Annotated in this window: 14 protein-coding genes and 1 pseudogene; 7 read left to right on the top strand and 8 right to left on the bottom strand. The window is 44.6% G+C overall.

Annotated elements, in window-relative coordinates:
- Window positions 1–373: 373 nt before the first annotated feature.
- Window positions 374–3058, top strand: coding sequence for a DNA polymerase I (gene polA / locus OEV42_18575; GenBank protein ID MDH3976276.1), 2685 nt, complete (start codon window positions 374–376; stop codon window positions 3056–3058).
- Window positions 3059–3196: 138 nt separating this feature from the next.
- Here the strand turns inward: polA and OEV42_18580 are convergent, their stop codons facing one another.
- From OEV42_18580 to OEV42_18595, 4 genes are all read right to left on the bottom strand, one after another.
- Window positions 3197–3391: a hypothetical protein gene (locus OEV42_18580; GenBank protein MDH3976277.1), complete on the bottom strand. Its 195-nt coding sequence runs from the start codon at window positions 3389–3391 to the stop codon at window positions 3197–3199.
- 88 nt (window positions 3392–3479) lie between these two features.
- Complete coding sequence (locus OEV42_18585; GenBank protein MDH3976278.1) at window positions 3480–4520, bottom strand: potassium channel protein; 1041 nt, start codon at window positions 4518–4520, stop codon at window positions 3480–3482.
- A 54-nt stretch (window positions 4521–4574) separates the two neighbouring features.
- The gene (locus OEV42_18590) at window positions 4575–5990 is read right to left on the bottom strand and encodes an aldehyde dehydrogenase family protein (protein MDH3976279.1); all 1416 of its coding nucleotides are present in this window, start codon (window positions 5988–5990) and stop codon (window positions 4575–4577) included.
- Window positions 5991–6099: 109 nt separating this feature from the next.
- Window positions 6100–6585, bottom strand: a complete 486-nt coding sequence (locus OEV42_18595) for a response regulator (protein MDH3976280.1) — start codon at window positions 6583–6585, stop codon at window positions 6100–6102.
- Window positions 6586–6769: 184 nt separating this feature from the next.
- On the opposite strand from OEV42_18595, the gene OEV42_18600 reads away from it, so the two are divergent.
- Window positions 6770–7723: a glutathione S-transferase family protein gene (locus OEV42_18600; protein MDH3976281.1), complete on the top strand. Its 954-nt coding sequence runs from the start codon at window positions 6770–6772 to the stop codon at window positions 7721–7723.
- Window positions 7724–7842: 119 nt separating this feature from the next.
- A complete protein-coding gene (locus tag OEV42_18605) occupies window positions 7843–9012 on the top strand; it encodes a response regulator (protein ID MDH3976282.1) in 1170 nt (389 codons plus the stop codon).
- A gap of 19 nt (window positions 9013–9031) precedes the next feature.
- Here OEV42_18605 and gatB read toward each other — a convergent pair.
- The 3 genes and pseudogenes from gatB to OEV42_18620 form a co-directional block, all read right to left on the bottom strand.
- A pseudogene (gatB, locus tag OEV42_18610) lies at window positions 9032–10483 on the bottom strand (Asp-tRNA(Asn)/Glu-tRNA(Gln) amidotransferase subunit GatB).
- A gap of 96 nt (window positions 10484–10579) precedes the next feature.
- Window positions 10580–10915 carry a TraR/DksA C4-type zinc finger protein gene (locus tag OEV42_18615; GenBank protein ID MDH3976283.1) on the bottom strand — a complete coding sequence of 112 codons (336 nt, stop codon included), beginning with the start codon at window positions 10913–10915 and terminating at the stop codon, window positions 10580–10582.
- 12 nt (window positions 10916–10927) lie between these two features.
- Entirely contained in the window at window positions 10928–11824 is an 897-nt protein-coding gene (locus tag OEV42_18620) for a YihY/virulence factor BrkB family protein (GenBank protein ID MDH3976284.1), read from the bottom strand.
- Between the two features lie 249 nt (window positions 11825–12073).
- Between OEV42_18620 and OEV42_18625 the strand changes: the two genes are divergently transcribed.
- Together OEV42_18625 and OEV42_18630 are read left to right on the top strand one after the other, a co-directional pair.
- Window positions 12074–12685 (top strand): hypothetical protein, encoded by a 612-nt coding sequence (locus OEV42_18625; protein ID MDH3976285.1) that lies wholly within the window; start codon window positions 12074–12076, stop codon window positions 12683–12685.
- Window positions 12686–12753: 68 nt separating this feature from the next.
- Complete coding sequence (locus OEV42_18630) at window positions 12754–13317, top strand: DUF2845 domain-containing protein (protein ID MDH3976286.1); 564 nt, start codon at window positions 12754–12756, stop codon at window positions 13315–13317.
- 185 nt (window positions 13318–13502) lie between these two features.
- On the opposite strand, the gene OEV42_18635 is transcribed toward OEV42_18630, so the two are convergent.
- Window positions 13503–15884: a HAMP domain-containing protein gene (locus OEV42_18635; protein MDH3976287.1), complete on the bottom strand. Its 2382-nt coding sequence runs from the start codon at window positions 15882–15884 to the stop codon at window positions 13503–13505.
- Window positions 15885–16096: 212 nt separating this feature from the next.
- On the opposite strand from OEV42_18635, the gene OEV42_18640 reads away from it, so the two are divergent.
- Window positions 16097–17260, top strand: coding sequence for a glycosyltransferase (locus OEV42_18640; GenBank protein ID MDH3976288.1), 1164 nt, complete (start codon window positions 16097–16099; stop codon window positions 17258–17260).
- A partial coding sequence (locus OEV42_18645) for a hypothetical protein (GenBank protein MDH3976289.1) occupies window positions 17257–17496 on the top strand: 240 nt, incomplete at its 3' end. The genes OEV42_18640 and OEV42_18645, both read left to right, overlap by 4 nt.

The raw sequence follows: 17496 nt of genomic DNA on the forward strand, positions 1-17496 counted from the left end.
AATATTCTTTCAATAGCCATCAAACTATTATGGCGTTTTCCCGATAATACCAAAATATATTATTCGCTACAATTTCTTATTGCTACACTTAACACTTATCAGGTGATATTACCCCTAATTTTGTCGGCTAATACTTAATATTGCGTATTAGCCGGAAAAGCGGTAGAACATAATTCAGATAACAAGGCAGTAAACACATGCTTTCGTTAATCTTTACAAAAAAAAGGCGGCGGTTCTCATTACTTCCTCCTGCACCTGCTATAACCCACCTCGCTTCATCTACACTCAAATACCATTTGATCCGTTGACCCTGAAAGGGCAAAGCAGGTATACTCCAACATCTACAAAATCACGAAATATCAATTGGAGACCCATGTCTGAAAATCTTAATAAAAAAACAAAAAAACGCCTCTTTCTTATCGACGGCAGCTCCTACATTTACCGGGCTTTCTTCGCCCTGCCCCATTTAAGCAATTCAAAAGGGGTGCCGACCAATGCCGTCTACGGCTACACAGCCATGCTTCTCAAGGTAATGAGAGAGGAAACGCCCGATTACCTGGCAGTGGCCTTCGATTCACGGGGCCCTACATTCAGACATGAAGTTTACAAAGAGTACAAGGCAAATCGCCCCTCCATGCCGGACAACCTCGTCCCTCAAATTCCCTTCATTCATGACATAACGGCTGCTTTCAACCTGCCTGTCCTGTCAAAAGAAGGCGTCGAGGCCGATGATATTATAGGAACACTTGCAAAAAAAGCGGCAAATCATGACCTTGAGGTAGTTATCGTCACTGGCGACAAAGATATGATGCAGCTCGTTACAAACAATATTACCATTCTCGACACCATGAAAAACAAGGTTTCAGGCCACAATGAAGTACTTGAAAGGTTCGGTGTCGGTCCCGAAAATGTGCGGGACGTAATGGGCCTTATGGGCGACAGCTCGGATAACATTCCCGGGGTGGCCGGCGTCGGCGAAAAGACGGCCGTCAAACTGATGGCCCAATATGGTTCACTGGAAAAGCTCTATGAAAACATGGAGGAAATAAAGGGAAAGCTCAAGGATAAGCTTGAAAAAGACAGGGATATCGCCTTTTTGAGCAGAGAGCTTGCAACCATTGACTGTAATCTTGACTTTGACTTTAAGCCCGGTGACTTTGAAATGGCTCCCTTTAATACTGAAAAGCTGAGAGATATTTTCAAGGAACTGGAACTTTCCCGTTTCATTAAGGAACTTGCCCCTTCCGAGAGTCTTTCAAGGGAGAAATACAGGCTTCTTACAAGCATTAAAGAGATTAAAAGCTTTCTTTCTTCTCTTAAAAAGGAGGATATTCTCTCTATCGACCTGGAAACGACATCACTAAACACGATGGAGGCCCGAATCGTAGGTATTTCTCTCTCACGGGAGCCACACCTTGCCTGCTACATACCACTGGCGCACAGCGGCCCCGAAGATATCTCCCAACCGGAAACCGATGAAGTCCTTCAGCAATTACAAGCTGCCCTCACTTCAGAGGAAGTAAAAAAGGCAGGGCATAACCTGAAATATGATTATTCGGTGCTATGTAATTACGGCATTGAAATGAAGGGAATTTATTGCGATACCATGATCGCATCCTACCTGCTGCACCCCGGCAGAAACTCCCACTCGCTGGAAGAGGTATCGAGGGAATTTCTCGATCACCAGATGATCACCTATGCCGAGGTGACAGGCGATCCCAAAAAAGTTACCTTTGACCAGGTAAGCATTGAAAAGGCGCTTGACTATGCAGGCGAAGACGCCGATGTAGTTACCATACTGGCAAAAATGCTGCTTCCCCTCCTCATAAGAGATGGTTTTGAAGAACTATTCCATAAAACGGAAATTCCACTCCTTACCGTCCTGGCAAAGATGGAACGTACCGGTGTCAAAATAGACACAGACTTTCTCGGCAATATGTCACAGGACTTTGAAAAAGAGATGACCCGTATGGAGGGAAAGATATATGAGCTTGCCGGAGATATTTTTAATATTAATTCTCCCAAACAATTAGGAGAAATTCTCTTTGAAAAGCTTAAGCTCCCTACCATCAAGAAAACGAAAACCGGTTTTTCAACCAATGTGGAAGTTCTTACCAAATTGGCTGAAAAACACGACCTGCCTGCCAGGATACTGGAGTACCGCTCCATTGCCAAGTTGAAATCAACCTATGTCGATGCGCTGCCACGGCTGGTCAATGAAAAAACGGGGCGCGTCCATACGAGCTATAACCAAACCGTTACCTCGACAGGAAGGCTTTCCTCCAGCGATCCCAATCTTCAGAATATTCCCATCAAAACAGAGCTGGGAAGAAAAATCAGGGAGGCATTTATTCCCGAAGAAGGGTCTCTCATTTTTGCTGCCGATTATTCCCAGGTCGAGCTTAGAATCATGGCCCACCTGTCGGAAGATCCCGTTTTAATTAAATCCTTCGAAAAAGGGGAAGACATTCACAGGCGAACGGCAGCGGAAGTATTCGGCATATTCCCTGAAATGGTGACGGACCGGATGCGCCGTGAAGCAAAGGCCATTAACTTCGGCATTATCTACGGCATGAGCGCTTTTGGCCTGTCAAAAGAACTCTCTATCACTCCCAAAGTAGCCAAGGCCTACATTGACGGTTATTTTCAGAAATACAAAGAAGTGCGCCGATATCTCGACATGACCATCGAATCAGCACGGGCAAAAGGTTATGTAACAACCATTATGAACAGGCGCTGCTACGTTCCCGATATCAACTCACCGAGCGCCATGCAGCGGCAGTTTGCCGAGCGCGCAGCCATCAATGCCCCCATCCAGGGAAGCGCCGCCGATATCATTAAAGTAGCCATGGTTCGTATTTCAGACCGTCTGAAGAAAGAGGGACATAAAGCAAAGATGATAATGCAGGTCCACGATGAACTTGTCTTTGAAATTCCCGAGGTGGAACTGGAAATCATAAAGAATCTCGTTATTGAAGAAATGGAAGGGGTCGTGCAACTGAAAGCCCCCTTAAAAGTGGATACGGGTATGGGTCGGAACTGGGCTGAGGCGCATTGAGTTTGGGGAGAAAGCAGCCGTCAAAGGCCTGCAAAAACAACTTATTTTGCCGCAAACAGAAGACTCAGGTTTTCATTCCAGATCTTTACGTTCCTGAAAACATTACTCAAAATTCATTAATCGCAAAGTTGGCGTACCTCACTCTTCCCCCTTCTCCTTCTCAGCCTCCTCACCACTAAAATGATTGATCAGAAAATTTTCATCAGCAGGAGAAAGGTCGAAACGAACACAGGCCGCTTCCACTGTTTTCAGGCTGAAACCGCCTTGCCCTGATATCCACTTGACAGCTTTTCTTAAATTCTCGCCTTCCGGCAAAATACCGCTGCTGCTCATAATAACTCCTTTATATTTTATGAAAACTTCTAATAGGGGCGGTTTTTTGAACCTTTTGATGCCGTTCACAAATTATTGCCCCTTTCCCTTATGAAATAAAGGATTGGAGCCGCTCTTTTTCTTCGGGGCTGCCCATTATAATGAGGTCCATCCCCTCTTCAAACAAAAAATCATCTTTTGGATTGTATTCCCAGTCGCCGTTGGCTTTTTTAACAGCAAGAAGAAGGATATTGGCCGCCTTTTTTATTCCTGTTTCAAAAACCCTTTTACCCGTCAGTTTTGAATCCCCTTTCACAGGGACCTCTTCGATACGGAGATTCTTTTCCTTGTCCCTCAACATGATATCGAGAAAAGAAACAACGGTAGGCCGCACCATCTCCGACGCCATTCTCAGCGCCCCGATAAAGTTTGATGAAACCACCGAGTCGGCCCCCGCCTTTCCAAGCTTCTCCATATTTTTCATTTCATTACAGCGGGCCACAATCCGGAGCGAGGGATTCAACTGCCGCGCGCTCATGGTAATAACCATATTATCTTTGTCATGACCGGTAGAAACCATCATTCCATTTGCCCTTTCTATTGCCGCCTCCTTAAGAAGGTCATCTTCCAGACCGTCTCCCTGTAATGTGGGCACCATTGGAAAGGACCGGCGAACCTTTTCGATATTATCCATTTTAATATCAATAGCAACGGCCCCTCTTTTTGTCTGGCTCAGTTCCTGGATAATATGATAACCCACTCTTCCCACACCACAGACAATGTAATGCCCCTGCATTTTATTTATCATCTTATCCATTTTTTTCCTCCAGAATATTTTTAACAGTTCCCCTTCAACGATAAAGGCCGTCAGGGTAGAAACAAGGTAAAGAAGGGCCCCCATACCTGTAATAATGAGAAATACCGTAAAAACCCTGGCGCCGGGATGGTGAACGAGATCGATAACCTCGCCATAACCGACGGTGGAAAGCGTGATGATAGTCATGTAAAAACAGTCTGAAAGGGAATAGTCAGGTCCACCGATGAGTTTGTATCCAAAGGTGCCGACTGAAACAACGGCAACAAAAAAATACAGGGAAAACTTAAGTCTCTCCTGAAAGGAAGATATTACACTCGACTCTTCAGAGTTCATAAGCTATCCTCGCTAATTGACGGGGCGGATTATAGAAATCTACCTTCAGAGGCGCTACAGGTTAAGGACAAGCGTTTTAAGTTCCGTCATCTCCTCAACGGCATATTTAAGGCCTTCGCGGCCAAGACCACTCTCCTTGACGCCGCCGTAAGGCATATGATCAGCCCTGTAAGTAGGAACATCATTGATAATTACGCCACCCACTTCGAGCACTCTAAAAGCCTTAAATGCCTTGTTTATGTCTTTTGTATAAACCCCCGCCTGTAATCCATAGATAGAGTCGTTCACCATTCGAAGGGCGTCGTCAAAATCATCGTATGAAATGAGGGAAACAAGGGGAGCAAAAACTTCACCGCAAACTACCTGCATGGAGGGAGTGACATTTTCCAGAACCGTCGGCTCAAAAAAAGATCCCTTCCCTTTGCCCCCCAAAAGAATGCAGGCGCCTTCCTTAACGGCTTCATTTACCCGGCGCCCTGTTTTATCGGCAGCCGCCCTGTCAATAAGCGGGCCAATGTCCGTCCCGGCATTCATGGGGTCACCTGATTTAAGTCCCTTCACCTTTTCGACAAACCTTGATTTAAAAATCTCATAAATCTCCCTGTGGAGATAGATCCTCTGCAATGAAATGCAAACCTGTCCCGAATTGGCAAAAGCGCCCATAAGGGCCCTTGTAACAGCAGTATCAATGTCGGCATCGGGCTCTATAATAACTCCCGAATTTGAACCAAGTTCAAGGGTCACCTTTTTCATGCCCGCTTTTGATTTTATCTCTCTTCCCACAGGTGGGCTGCCTGTAAAAGTAATCATCTTTAGACGATCATCATTAACAAGAGCAGCCCCTGTTACGCCATCACCTGTCACTATCTGGATAGCTTTTGAAGGGAGCCCCGCTTCAAGAAGGATTTCCCCTAACAAAAGTGCTGTCAGGGGTGTTTGTTCAGCAGGTTTTAAAACAATGGCATTACCGGCGGCAATGGCCGGAGCTACCTTATGAGCAACGAGATTTATAGGAAAGTTAAAAGGAGTAATAGCGCCGATAACACCCAGGGGAAACCTCTCGTAAAAAGCGACCCTGTTTTCTGATCCCTTCGACGCTCCCATGGGGATAGTCTCTCCGTGGATTCTTTTGGCTTCTTCCGAAGCAAAACGGAAGGTCTCTACTGCCCGCTCCACTTCACCAATGGAGTATTTCAGGGGTTTTCCTGATTCAACTGCAATGGTTTGAGCAATCTTCTCTTTTTTTTCAATGAGAAGATTGGAAATTTTTAATAATATATCTGCTCTGCAATGAGGGGGAAGAGTGGATATCTCCTTAAAACCTCTCAAGGCCGAATCAACTGCCCGAGTTACATCTTCTCCCGAAGCAAGAGGTATTTCAGCAATAGGCTGACCATCATAGGGATTGATAAGATCAAAGTATTTATCACTTTCAATCCACTCTCCACCAACAAGCATTTTCCTTTTCAAGAGGACCTCCCAAAAACATGGTTTTAACTGGAATATTACAACAAGAATTTCTGCTCTTCAAGGGCAATCGCTAAAAAGAGCGAATGGGGAAATGTTTTTGAATCAAACTTCAAACTTCATCCGACAAATCAATAATCTGACTACTTGAAATTTTTTCATTTAGAGCATCAATTACGTTATTGGCAGTTTCAAGTTCTTCCCTGAGAGCGCTATTATTTTTAATCTCTGTTACCAGCCTCAAGTTGTTTTTTACTCTTATGAGAAGCATCTCCGCTTTAATAGGTTTAAGCATATAGTCACTGGCTCCTGCTTTCATAGCCTTTTCAATAAGCCTTGATTCATCCATTGATGTATGCATAATAATGGGTGTGTTCCGGCAGGCAACGGTTTCCCTTATCTGCTTGCAGACCTCAATACCATCCATTTCAGGCATAACAATATCGAGTATGATGAGGTCAGGTACTTCCCTGACAGCCTTAATGACCCCCTCATTACCATTTTCAGCCTCAATAACATCATACAGCGCCTCTGTCAGTGCGTCTTTTACAAATTCTCTTACGAAATGCTCATCATCAACAACCAGAATTTTTTCCATACTTATACCTCGCTTATATCAACTGTATAACATATTTATAAAAAAGAATTCAAACCTTTGATTTAATTATATATAAATTAAAGGATTATTTTATTCCTATATATTTATGCTATATTCTTAGCGTTAAAAAAGTATGCTTCATTAACAGGCATTAAACATTTAATGAACAAGGTTAATTATGGGTATGCTCGTTAAGGGCAAGTGGAAAACCGACTGGTATAAGGCCGATGACAAGGGACGCTTTGTAAGGCCCGAAACGGTTTTTCGAAGCCAGGTGACGGCCGACGGATCGTCAGGCTTCAAAGCGGAAGCAGGCCGCTATCACCTTTACGTCTCCCTTGCCTGCCCATGGGCCCATCGCACACTGATCATGCGAAAGCTTAAAAAGCTGGAAAATTCAATTTCTCTTTCAATTGTCGATCCCTTTATGGGAGATGACGGCTGGGCCTTCAGCACAGCTGAAGGATGTATCCCCGACAGCGTCAACGGTTGCGCTTTCCTGAGAGAAGTCTATGTTAAAGCCGATCCCAAATATACGGGCAGGGTAACCGTCCCCATACTTTGGGACAAGGAAACAAAGAGCATCGTAAATAACGAATCAAGACGGATTATGAGAATGCTCGATACCGAATTTGACGCTATTGGTGATGGTTCAATAAATTTTTGTCCCGCCCCCTTGCAGGAGAAGATTGACGAGACAATAGAAGCCATTTATATGCCCATAAACAACGGCGTCTACCGTGCCGGTTTTGCTGCGACACAGGAAGCCTATGACGAAGCGGCAGAAGAACTTTTTTCCGCACTCGACTATTGGGATGATGTTCTCAGCGGATCCAGATACCTTTGCGGCCATGCAATTACCGAAGCCGACTGGTGCATGTTCACCACGCTTATACGCTTTGATCCTGTCTACTATACCCACTTTAAATGTAATTTAAGGCACATTTACGAATATGAAAATCTCTGGAACTACCTGAAAGAACTGTACCGCATGCCCGGTATTGAGGAAACCTGCAATTTTCGGCACATAAAAGCGCACTATTACCTGAGCCACAGACATATTAATCCTTCAGGAATTATTCCCGCAGGGCCAAAAATCGATTTAACGACCGGCCATGACCGGAACAGATTTGATTGAAAACAGCCCCCTCCATATCAATGCAGATATCTTACCGGTGAAAAATACAAATTTCTTTCACAGATCATCTCAATCATCTTCCTTTAAACTTTAACAGTAAAATTCATCCTCATTTTGCCATGCCAATTATTGTCTGGTATTCTTTTTATAAAAAGAAAGCAAAGCGCCTTATGATATACGACCTTAATAACATTGAAAGAAAAAGAGCTAAAATTCTTATTGTCGATGACAATTCACGGGACCAGGAAATGGTGGCCTGCCTGTGTAATAAGATCGGTTATGAAGTCATCGTCGCCGGCAATGGGCCTGATGCGCTCGACAAGGCAATTCATGAATCACCGGACCTTATTTTAATGGATGTCATGCTTCCCCTTTTAGACGGTTTTGAAGCAACAAAGATGATCAGGGAGAATGAAAAAACCAAACACATACCGGTTATCATTCTCACTTCTCTCGATGCCCGTAATGACAGGATAAAAGGAATGGAGCACGGAGCAAATGATTATATCAGCAAACCCTTTAATATTAAGGAACTTACCTTAAGAATAAAAAACAACCTCATAGGAAAGGACTACCGTGACTTCCTGGAAGGCTACAACAGGCGTCTCGAGGAAGAGGTGGAAAAGAGAACGGAAGCCCTTAATAATGCCCTTGAACAGACAAAAAGCAGCTATATAGAAGCGATCCAGAAACTCAATGAAGCCGTCGTTTATAAAGACAGCAAGACAGGAGCACACATTAAAAGGCTCAGTCTTTATTGCAAAGAACTGGCCCTGGCATTGGGAATGGGCAATAGTTTTGTCGAAGCCATTCATTACGCTTCCCCCATGCATGACCTGGGCAAAGTAGGCATTCCCGATGCCATATTGCGTAAACATGGGAAATTAACACAAAATGAATGGGAGGTAATGAAAAGCCATACCATCATAGGCGCCAATATTTTAAAAGACGCTAAATCACCCTTTATGAAAATGGCCGAGGAGATTGCGCTGTCCCATCACGAAAAGTGGAACGGTTCCGGCTATCCTTACGGTTTAAGTGGAAATGAGATCCCTCTTACGGGACGCATAGTAAATATTGCCGACCAGTACGATGCGCTCAGAAGTTCGAGGCCCTATAAGGGATGTATTGATCACAGCAAGGCTACTTCCATCATTCTAAAGGGCTGCGACAGATCAAAACCCGGGGATTATGACCCTGAAATACTGAATGCTTTCCGGAAAATTGCCGCCAGGTTCGAAGATATTTTCACATCGGCCCATTCAAAAGGGGACATTTTTAACATCTGAAAAGCGGGCAGCCGCTTTCTTACCCTAAAAGTTTTTTCCTGACCAGTTCGTTGACCATGCCGGGATTTGCCTTTCCCTTGCTCGCCTTCATTACCTGGCCCACAAAATAACCCATAAGCTTCTCTTTCCCCCCCCTGAATTCTTCCGCCTGGGAAGGATTATCGGCAATAACCCGATCGACGATAGCTTCTATCGCCCCCGTATCACTAACCTGCTCAAGGCCTTGCTCTTTAACGATAAGAGCAGGGTCTTTACCTGTTTTATACATTTCCTCAAAAACGGTCTTGCCAATCTTGCCGCTGATAACGTTTTTGTCGATGAGGGATAACAACAGGGCGAGACCTTCAGGGCTTATCTTCGAATCGCTTATGTCAGTCCCCTCTTCATTAAGGTGCTTCATAAGCTCTCCCATGATCCAGTTGCTCACAGCTTTGCCGTTATTACAGATTTTAACGGCCTTTTCAAAAAAGCCGGCCACCTTCTTTTCAGCCGTTAAGACTTCAGCATCGTACCTGGGAAGGCCATATTCGGTAATAAAACGATTTTTCTTTGCCTCCGGCAGTTCAGGAAGTTTGCTTCTTTCCTCTTCTATCCAGGCTTCATCGATAACAAGGGGCAAGAGGTCAGGGTCGGGGAAATAACGGTAGTCATGGGCCTCTTCCTTGCTCCGCATGGATTCCGTTACGCCACGGTTTGCATCCCAGAGCCTTGTTTCCTGAACAACCTCACCCCCGCCTTTCAGAACATTCTCCTGCCGCAGGATTTCATATTCAATCGCCTTTTGGACAAAGCGGAAGGAGTTCATGTTTTTAAGTTCCGCCTTGGTTCCCAATTCCTTTTGCCCCACCGGTCTTAACGATATATTGGCATCACAGCGGAAAGAACCCTCTTCCATATTACCGTCACAAACACCGAGGTAAACAACGATATTCCTCAATTTTTTCAGGTATTCGACAGCCTCTTCGGCGCTTCGCATGTCCGGTTCACTGACAATCTCAAGGAGGGGCACACCGGTCCTGTTGAAATTGACAAGCGTGCCATCGGCTGAGGCATCATGGACTGATTTTCCTGCATCTTCTTCCATATGGATACGGGTAATTCCAATCCTTTTCTCCTCTCCCGTGGAAAGGGTAATGTGCTGATGGCCATGCTCGGCAATGGGGAGTTCATACTGCGAAATCTGGTAACCCTTGGGAAGGTCGGGATAAAAGTAATTTTTTCTGGCAAAACGGCTTGTCCTGTTTATTTCACAATTGGTGGACAGCGCCGTCCTGATGGCAAAATTGACAACATTCTTATTGAGTACAGGCAGTGTCCCCGGCATGCCGAGACAAACGGGGCAGGTATCGGTATTGGGATTTCCACCGAATTCGGCGCTGCAGGAGCAGAAAATTTTCGTATTTGTCAACAGCTGACAATGGACTTCAAGCCCGATTACAACTTCGTAATTCATATGTATTCCTTCTGTAAAGCGGCTCTGTTTTTTGAAGTGTTTATTATAGGGAAAGGGCGTTTTAAGTCAAGAGATTTGCCCTCACAGGAGCCTGGGAATTTTGAGTTGCCGAGATTACTCTTCCATACATTCAACACATTTCAGACATTCCGGAATAATCATCAGTCTTTTTACAGGGATGGGCTCTTCACATTCGATGCATATGCCGAAGTGAGGATCGTCCATTCTCCTGAGCGCTGACTGAAGGCGGGAAAGCCTGTTTTTTGACGATCTCAGGTTGGCATCGTTTATGCTCTTTGAATTGATAGCTTCCATGCGCGTCAGCCTGCCGATGGCAACGTCAGGCGCCACCGGTTTTGACATTTCTTCCAGAGATATAATATTCAGCTTTAATGATTCAATCTCTTCAAGGATCTTCACCTTGAGCAGCGCTTTATCTTTTTCATTCATATCAATAGCACCTTATCGGTTTCTAATAACAAGGCATTCCTCCCTCCGTCTCCATGAAGCAATCAACTCCCCGCAAAAGAGGATGATAATAGCCGCATAAAAGAACCAGAGAATAATAACAATCATGGCCCCCAGTGATCCGTAGATAAAACTATGACGGCCCAGGTTGGCTATATACCAGGCAAAGAGATATTTCGCCCCTTCAAACATGATGGCGCAAACAAAGCCTCCGCCAAGACCGTTTACGACAGATACGGTGCGCCTCGACAAGACGGTGTAAAAAATGGCAAAGAGCAGCGTCAGAATCATAACGGGGAGAATATACTGAACAAAGATACTTGATGAGAAAAAATCCGTAATCCAGTTATCATAAAGGGCGACAAAACGAGACCTGGCAATTTTAGCGACTGTCGTAAGAAGGACAGAAGCCGTCAGCGCCAGGATACCCAGAATCACAAGCCCCATGTTGACTATCCTGGATCGCAGAAAAGACCGTTTCTTTTCCACATTAAAAATACGGCTAAAAGCGAATTCAAGGGAGGAAAATACAAGCGTCGAACTCCAGAGCATGATAATGAGACCGACACCGCCAATAAATTCCTTTTTCCTCACGACGGCATGAATTTCATTCTTAAGGCTTTCTCCGTATGTGGGAAGCACCGTATCGACGGCAGCGGCCAGGGTCTGGATCACTTTACCGGAACCTTCAAAGAAAAAACCTGTGCCGGCAACAAGAACAAAGACAAGAGGAATGGTGGAAAGAATGGCGTAAAATGCCGTTGCAGCAGCCATGTTAAAGCTGCCGTTATGAATAAAGGAACGGGCGGCGCTTTTAACAATGCCAACGAGCTTTATTACCTGCTCACCAAAAGGATTCATAGCGATTACCGGCGGAATTTGGTTTTTCATGAAAAGCCTGAAAAAACGTTCAGTTTCAGGCCTTCATGATTTGGAAAAAGGCCGGCGTTCCTTGCCAATCTCCAGGGGATGATCTTTTTCCAAATCTTTAAAAAAATTGAAGCCTTATCAGGCCGGACAAATGCCCCTTTTCCTGAAAACCGAGTATATTCTATTAATGCCGCTCTCTCAAGGTGTTTTTTCTGCCCCTTTTAGGAGAACTTTAATTGACAGGGCATTAATATATGCTAAAGTTTTGACATGAGAAAAAACCGTTTTTTACCGGTCATACTTATTTTACTCCTTATTTCCGGCTGCTGTCCTCTTGTTTCCCAAAGCCCCTTATCGGATCCGTCGAAGGCTTACTTTGACGAAAGATTATCAGGCACATGGAAATTACAGGGAGAGAATAAAGAGACTGTCTACCTGCACATTGGAAAGATGGAAAATAATCATGCGAGAATTGTATCCATAGAGCATAAGAGCTCGGGCCGGCTGGACCTGATGGAGTTTGTCATGTTTCCAACAAAAATAGCCGGCCATGATTATATGAACGTGAGCTTCGTCAAGCCATATAATGATATAGAGGAAAACAAACCGGCTTATTACATTGCAAGGTACGATTTTAGGGATGACAATAGTTTTTCCCTTTCCTTTCTTGACAAAGATATGATTTCCCGTGCAATCCGGACAGGGCAGTTAAAGGGAGAAACAGAAATGAGATCAATCCCTTTAGGGAAGGGAAAGAAAACAGAAATCGAATGCGTAGAAATGACAGAAAGCTCACATAAACTGGTTGAGTTTTTAAAAAAAAAAGATCCTGAAAAAATATTTTCCCAGTCAGAATTACTGGTTTTTAGAAAGAAAAATTGATATATTTGTCTTTGACAGAAGTGGTACAAAGTTGCAGGATCATTCCCAAGCAAGAATTAGAGGTAAAAATGAAACATTTAATTTTAATCTGCTTTATTCTGGCTCTTTTTCTCACCCCCGATTTATCTCACAGCGAGCAAACGATACTGAGGTGCAATCATAACAAAATTATACGCATTAATGATTACAAGACTGAAGTATTACAAAAGTGCGGCGAACCTTTCTTCAGGGAAGAAAATCATGAAATTAACCAGTGGTCCTATAAACTGGGATTAAGGGGAAAAGTATGGGTAGTTGTTTTCAGTGAAGGAAAAGTAAAAAGCATTGATGGCGGGGCCCGTAAAAACAGGGCAGGCCCGGGGAAAGCGGAAAAGGAATCTCAAATCAAATCGGATTTTAAAAAGATGCTCTGCGGACGAGAGTTTATCAAACTGGGTGATTATAAAGCTTTTGTATTAAAGCTATGCGGGGAACCTTTTTTAAAGGAAGAAAACCGAAGAGTCAATCAATGGTCCTATCAATCAGGACCTGAAAATACTTTATATGTAATCCGTTTTGATAAAGGTAGAGTAAAAGGCATTAGTAAAGGGCAGGAACGAAGGTCAAAGGCATCCCTGGCCGGTCACAAATAAATCGGGCACCGGTCAGACTTCTCTTTGATACAAAGCAAATACAATACATTAATTCATCCCCTATTGCCGGTTCACAGTTCTGGCGGGACGATGTGGAAGGCATATGGATTCGTGGCGGGAGAGGAGATTTTTTTGGCTGCCCTGGCCCAAAAGGGAGAGGGGCCTATTATGAGAAGCGTTTACCTTCACTTCTCGGGCAAAACAGTAACACCCTCCCAGCCTTCGGGCAAGCCGTGCTTCTTAATATTCTCGCAGCGTTTCACATAAACCTCGGCGGCCTTATCCCGGCTGTTAACTTTCAGCACCTTTCTAAAATAACGAAGCGCCTCATCAAACTTTTCTTCCCTGTAATGCTTCGTAGCCATTTCAAAATCTTCTTTTGTTTTTATTTTTAGTTCTCTAAGCTCCGGGGAGTCACTATGGAAAACTTCATAAATATCGACAAATTCCCTCTTCCCTTTCACCTGTACCCTGTCAAGATAGCGATGATCATAGTCTGACAAATTTTCAAGGCTGTCAAAGGTCGTTTTGCTTAAAATAACGGAAGAGCCATAGACTTTGGTCAGGCTTTCAAGTCGGGAAGCGAGATTAACGGCATCGGAGATAACGGTCCCTTCCATCCGTTTCTCCTCGCCGATAGTGCCGAGCATCATCATACCCGTATTGATGCCCGTACCTATTCTGATCACTTCTTCACTCCCCTCCATCCGGTTATTACAGCTTCCCACTGCCTCCTGCATTTCAACGGCCGCCCTGACGGCATCTTCCGTCCTGTAGGGGAAAAGCGCCATAATGGCGTCACCAATATATTTATCAATAAATCCGTTATTGTCCCTCACAACGGGGCCGATCCTGCCGAGGCAATCATTGATAAAGTTAAAATTCTGCTGTGGCGTCATGCGTTCCGAAAGGCTTGTAAAAGAACGAATATCGGAAAAAAGTATGGTCATCTTCAGTTGAACGTTGTCTCCCAGCCTGATATCGATGATACTCTCCTTCTTCAGGAACGTTAAGAGCTCTTTGGGTACGAAAAAACTGTAGGATTCCGTCAGTTTTACCTGCTTTTCAAGGGCCCCTTTCAGTTTTTCCCGGCCATCCTGGATGGACTCTACCATGGCGTTAAAAGAGGTTGACAGATAACCTATTTCATCTTCTACCTTGACGGGCACGACGACTTTCAGATCGCCATTATTGACCTTTTTAACGCCATCAAGGAGAACATTGAGGGGTTTAACCAGGCTCTCTGAAAAAAAGTAGGGGAAGACAATAATCACAAAAAGAACTGAACCGGCAATAATGTAGAGAAGTTTTACACCTGTATCACCAATAACCTGCCTGTATGGGATATAGTCGAAAGCGACTTCATACATTTTACCGTCATAGGGGAAATCATAATGGATGTAATAATCGTTCACGTCAAGAGGAGTAAGCTTCCGGTATTGTCTCACCGGCTCCCTTTCACCGGAGGGGAGCGCTTGTTTTTTCACCTTCCGGCCCTCATAGGTAATCCGTTTGTCTGAAAAACCGGGATCACGGACATAAACGGTTTCATACTTTATGGGAGATGATACTTTATGGAGAGGAACTGACAATATGTAGGCAATGGACGGAGGCAAATGGGTAAATTCCTTTTTCGCAAGGTTTTTCATGACCTCCCTCACTTCAAAGAGCCGCTCCTTTTCATAAGCATTATCCTCGATAAGGATGGCAATGCTCGCGCCAAAACTGATGGCAATGAGGAGTGCGCCCAGGGAAATGCCGATGAGCTTGACCATGAAAGTGGACGGCTCGGAAGAGCTGTTAATGTAAACAACGATAAAGATAAAGGCAATGACCATAAATCCCGTACCGAGGATATGGGCCACTATTTCCCATGACAAGAGCCCCTCATAGGCAAGAATGATGGCTGCAATGAGTATGACAGGCGAAAAAAAGATGACAATTAGCCGCCTTATGGCCTTTGTATCCCGCTCCTTCGCCCTGGCAATACGGAGGCAGGCGATTATAAAACGTGCCGGAAGCCGGGCAGGGCCGGACCAGCGGTTCAAAAAACCGCTATATTCATAATCAGACAGGAGAACCGCCTTTCGAAAAAAAACGACAAGCATCCAGAGTATCTCCGAACCGATGATAACTCCCATCTCGGGCCTGTCGAGAAAAACATAGGCATAGGCCTCAAAACTGTAAAGCGGACCTGTTGTGAGTGTTTTATAAATATAATAGGGGTAGGCGGCAACAGCCGCGCCGATACAGAGATAAAGAGCAATCCTTGACTCACCATGATGAAGGTTTTTAGGAAAGTGATAGGCAAACTGGACCATGGCAATAGAGGCAAAGACCATGAGATGGATGAGCCACCAGGCAAGGGTCGAATAAAAAGAATCGAGGGCCGAAAAGATAACGAAAAATGAGATAAAGACCAGCTCCACACCAATAAGTGATGCAATAAGAAACAGGGTCGCCTTTGACTTCCTCTCGATCTTAAAAAGGAAAAAGATCATGAAGAACAGGAGAATAGTCACATTGAGAACGTTAATTGAAAAAGGAGAGATAAAAAACCAGTTCATGTGGTCCCTGCTTTCTGCTATGCTTTTAAAAAGTGGGGCTGAAAAAAAGCAATACGATTACAACGGCAACACCTCCCACCCACCCCTGGTAAAGGCGAGGAACATTAGTCCCCCTCTTTACCAAAGAGCGCCCGGGGGCATAAAGGGGCCGGGGGGCATTGTAAAAAACGTTCATCTTTCTTCAACCGCCAACCCAAAGACGGTAATAAACGATGCTCCTGTTCTTCATTGCAACTTCATGGCTCATTTTTATCTTATATTTCCTCTACAGGATAGGCAAGGCCTATTTTGGCCGCTCTTTTCTTCCTGCAGAGGGGAAAGAAAAGCTTTCAAGCCACCCTTTTTTCACTCTTATCATCCCTGCCAGAAATGAAGAAGCAAATATCGAACGATGCCTCACTTCTTTCATCAATCAAACTTACCCTCATAACAAGTATAAAGTAATTGTCGTCGATGACAACTCTTCCGACAATACGGCAGCTATTGTTAAAAGGCTTAAAGAAGGCTGCCCTAACGTTCACCTCGTAAAAACCGGTGAACTGCCGCAGGGCTGGACGGGAAAAAACAACGCCTGCCGGACAGGTGTGGAACATGCGGAAGGTGAGTGGTATTGCTTTGTCGATGCCGATGTAAGCGCCGAAGGTCAGCTTATAGAGAGGGCTTTAAACTTCGCTTTAGCCAGAGGGGCAGACCTGCTTTCCATTAATCCCTTCCAGGAGCTGGTCTCCATTGCGGAGCGCCTTTTTCTGCCCGGTATTTTTTTGTCCATCGCTTCTTCCATAAACTTCAGTCACGTCAATAATCCTGAAAAGCCTGAATCTCTGGCCAACGGACAGTTCATGCTCTTTAAAAAATCAACCTATAAAAAAATCGGCGGACATGACGCCATAAGGAGCGAAGTCATGGACGACCTCGCCTTTGCCCGCATCATCAAGGAAGGGGGCCACCGGCTATACCTTCTCTTTGCCGACGACATGATCCGCACCCGAATGTACCGGGAACTTCCTCAAATCTGGAAGGGATTTTCAAAAAACCTGATTGAAATAATGAAACACGAAAGCACGATAACGTCAGTCACGCATTCAATTAAATTCCTCTTCCTCGGCTGGATGCCTGTCGTCCTCCCTTTACTGACCTTTTACAGGCCCGGCGCCTGCGGGAATGATCCCATTTATAGCTGGGCCTTCGCCATTGCCCTGGCCGGCTCAATCATTATGTTCATCACCTGCTTTATGGCAATAAAAGCCTTAAAAATCCCTGCCCTCTACCTCCTGTCCTTCCCTTTGGGCTTTACCATGCATGCCTTTATCACCCTTAACTGCCTGTGGCAAAGTAAAAGAGGGAATATCGAGTGGAAAGGAAGGACTTACTCTTGACAGATTCACAAAAACTGGGACGTAAAACCATTATTTTAAAAACACTGCTCTTTTCACTGTTTATCACCCTCCCGGCCAATCTTTACGCCTGGGAAAGGGCAAAAGAAGACGTGAAGAACAACATCATCATTTACACCCGTAAAGTGAAAGGCTCCACTTTTAATGAATACAAGGCCCAAATGAAAATCCAGGCCTCCCTGGCAAGCCTCGTTGCCCTTGTCGATGATATCTCGGCA

This window comes from Deltaproteobacteria bacterium, assembly GCA_029860075.1.
GTDB lineage: Bacteria > Desulfobacterota > JADFVX01 > JADFVX01 > JADFVX01 > JAOUBX01.

Bases quoted from the DNA above. Each gene is read 5' to 3' on its own strand.
- OEV42_18580 (MDH3976277.1), bottom strand. From the start codon at position 3,391: ATGAGCAGCAGCGGTATTTTGCCGGAAGGCGAGAATTTAAGAAAAGCT.
- OEV42_18635 (MDH3976287.1), bottom strand. From the start codon at position 15,884: ATGAACTGGTTTTTTATCTCTCCTTTTTCAATTAACGTTCTCAATGTG.
- OEV42_18620 (MDH3976284.1), bottom strand. From the start codon at position 11,824: ATGAAAAACCAAATTCCGCCGGTAATCGCTATGAATCCTTTTGGTGAG.
- OEV42_18615 (MDH3976283.1), bottom strand. From the start codon at position 10,915: ATGAATGAAAAAGATAAAGCGCTGCTCAAGGTGAAGATCCTTGAAGAG.
- OEV42_18605 (MDH3976282.1), top strand. From the start codon at position 7,843: ATGCCAATTATTGTCTGGTATTCTTTTTATAAAAAGAAAGCAAAGCGC.
- OEV42_18640 (MDH3976288.1), top strand. From the start codon at position 16,097: ATGCTCCTGTTCTTCATTGCAACTTCATGGCTCATTTTTATCTTATAT.
- OEV42_18595 (MDH3976280.1), bottom strand. From the start codon at position 6,585: ATGGAAAAAATTCTGGTTGTTGATGATGAGCATTTCGTAAGAGAATTT.
- OEV42_18630 (MDH3976286.1), top strand. From the start codon at position 12,754: ATGAAACATTTAATTTTAATCTGCTTTATTCTGGCTCTTTTTCTCACC.
- OEV42_18585 (MDH3976278.1), bottom strand. From the start codon at position 4,520: ATGAACTCTGAAGAGTCGAGTGTAATATCTTCCTTTCAGGAGAGACTT.
- polA (MDH3976276.1), top strand. From the start codon at position 374: ATGTCTGAAAATCTTAATAAAAAAACAAAAAAACGCCTCTTTCTTATC.
- OEV42_18600 (MDH3976281.1), top strand. From the start codon at position 6,770: ATGCTCGTTAAGGGCAAGTGGAAAACCGACTGGTATAAGGCCGATGAC.
- OEV42_18625 (MDH3976285.1), top strand. From the start codon at position 12,074: ATGAGAAAAAACCGTTTTTTACCGGTCATACTTATTTTACTCCTTATT.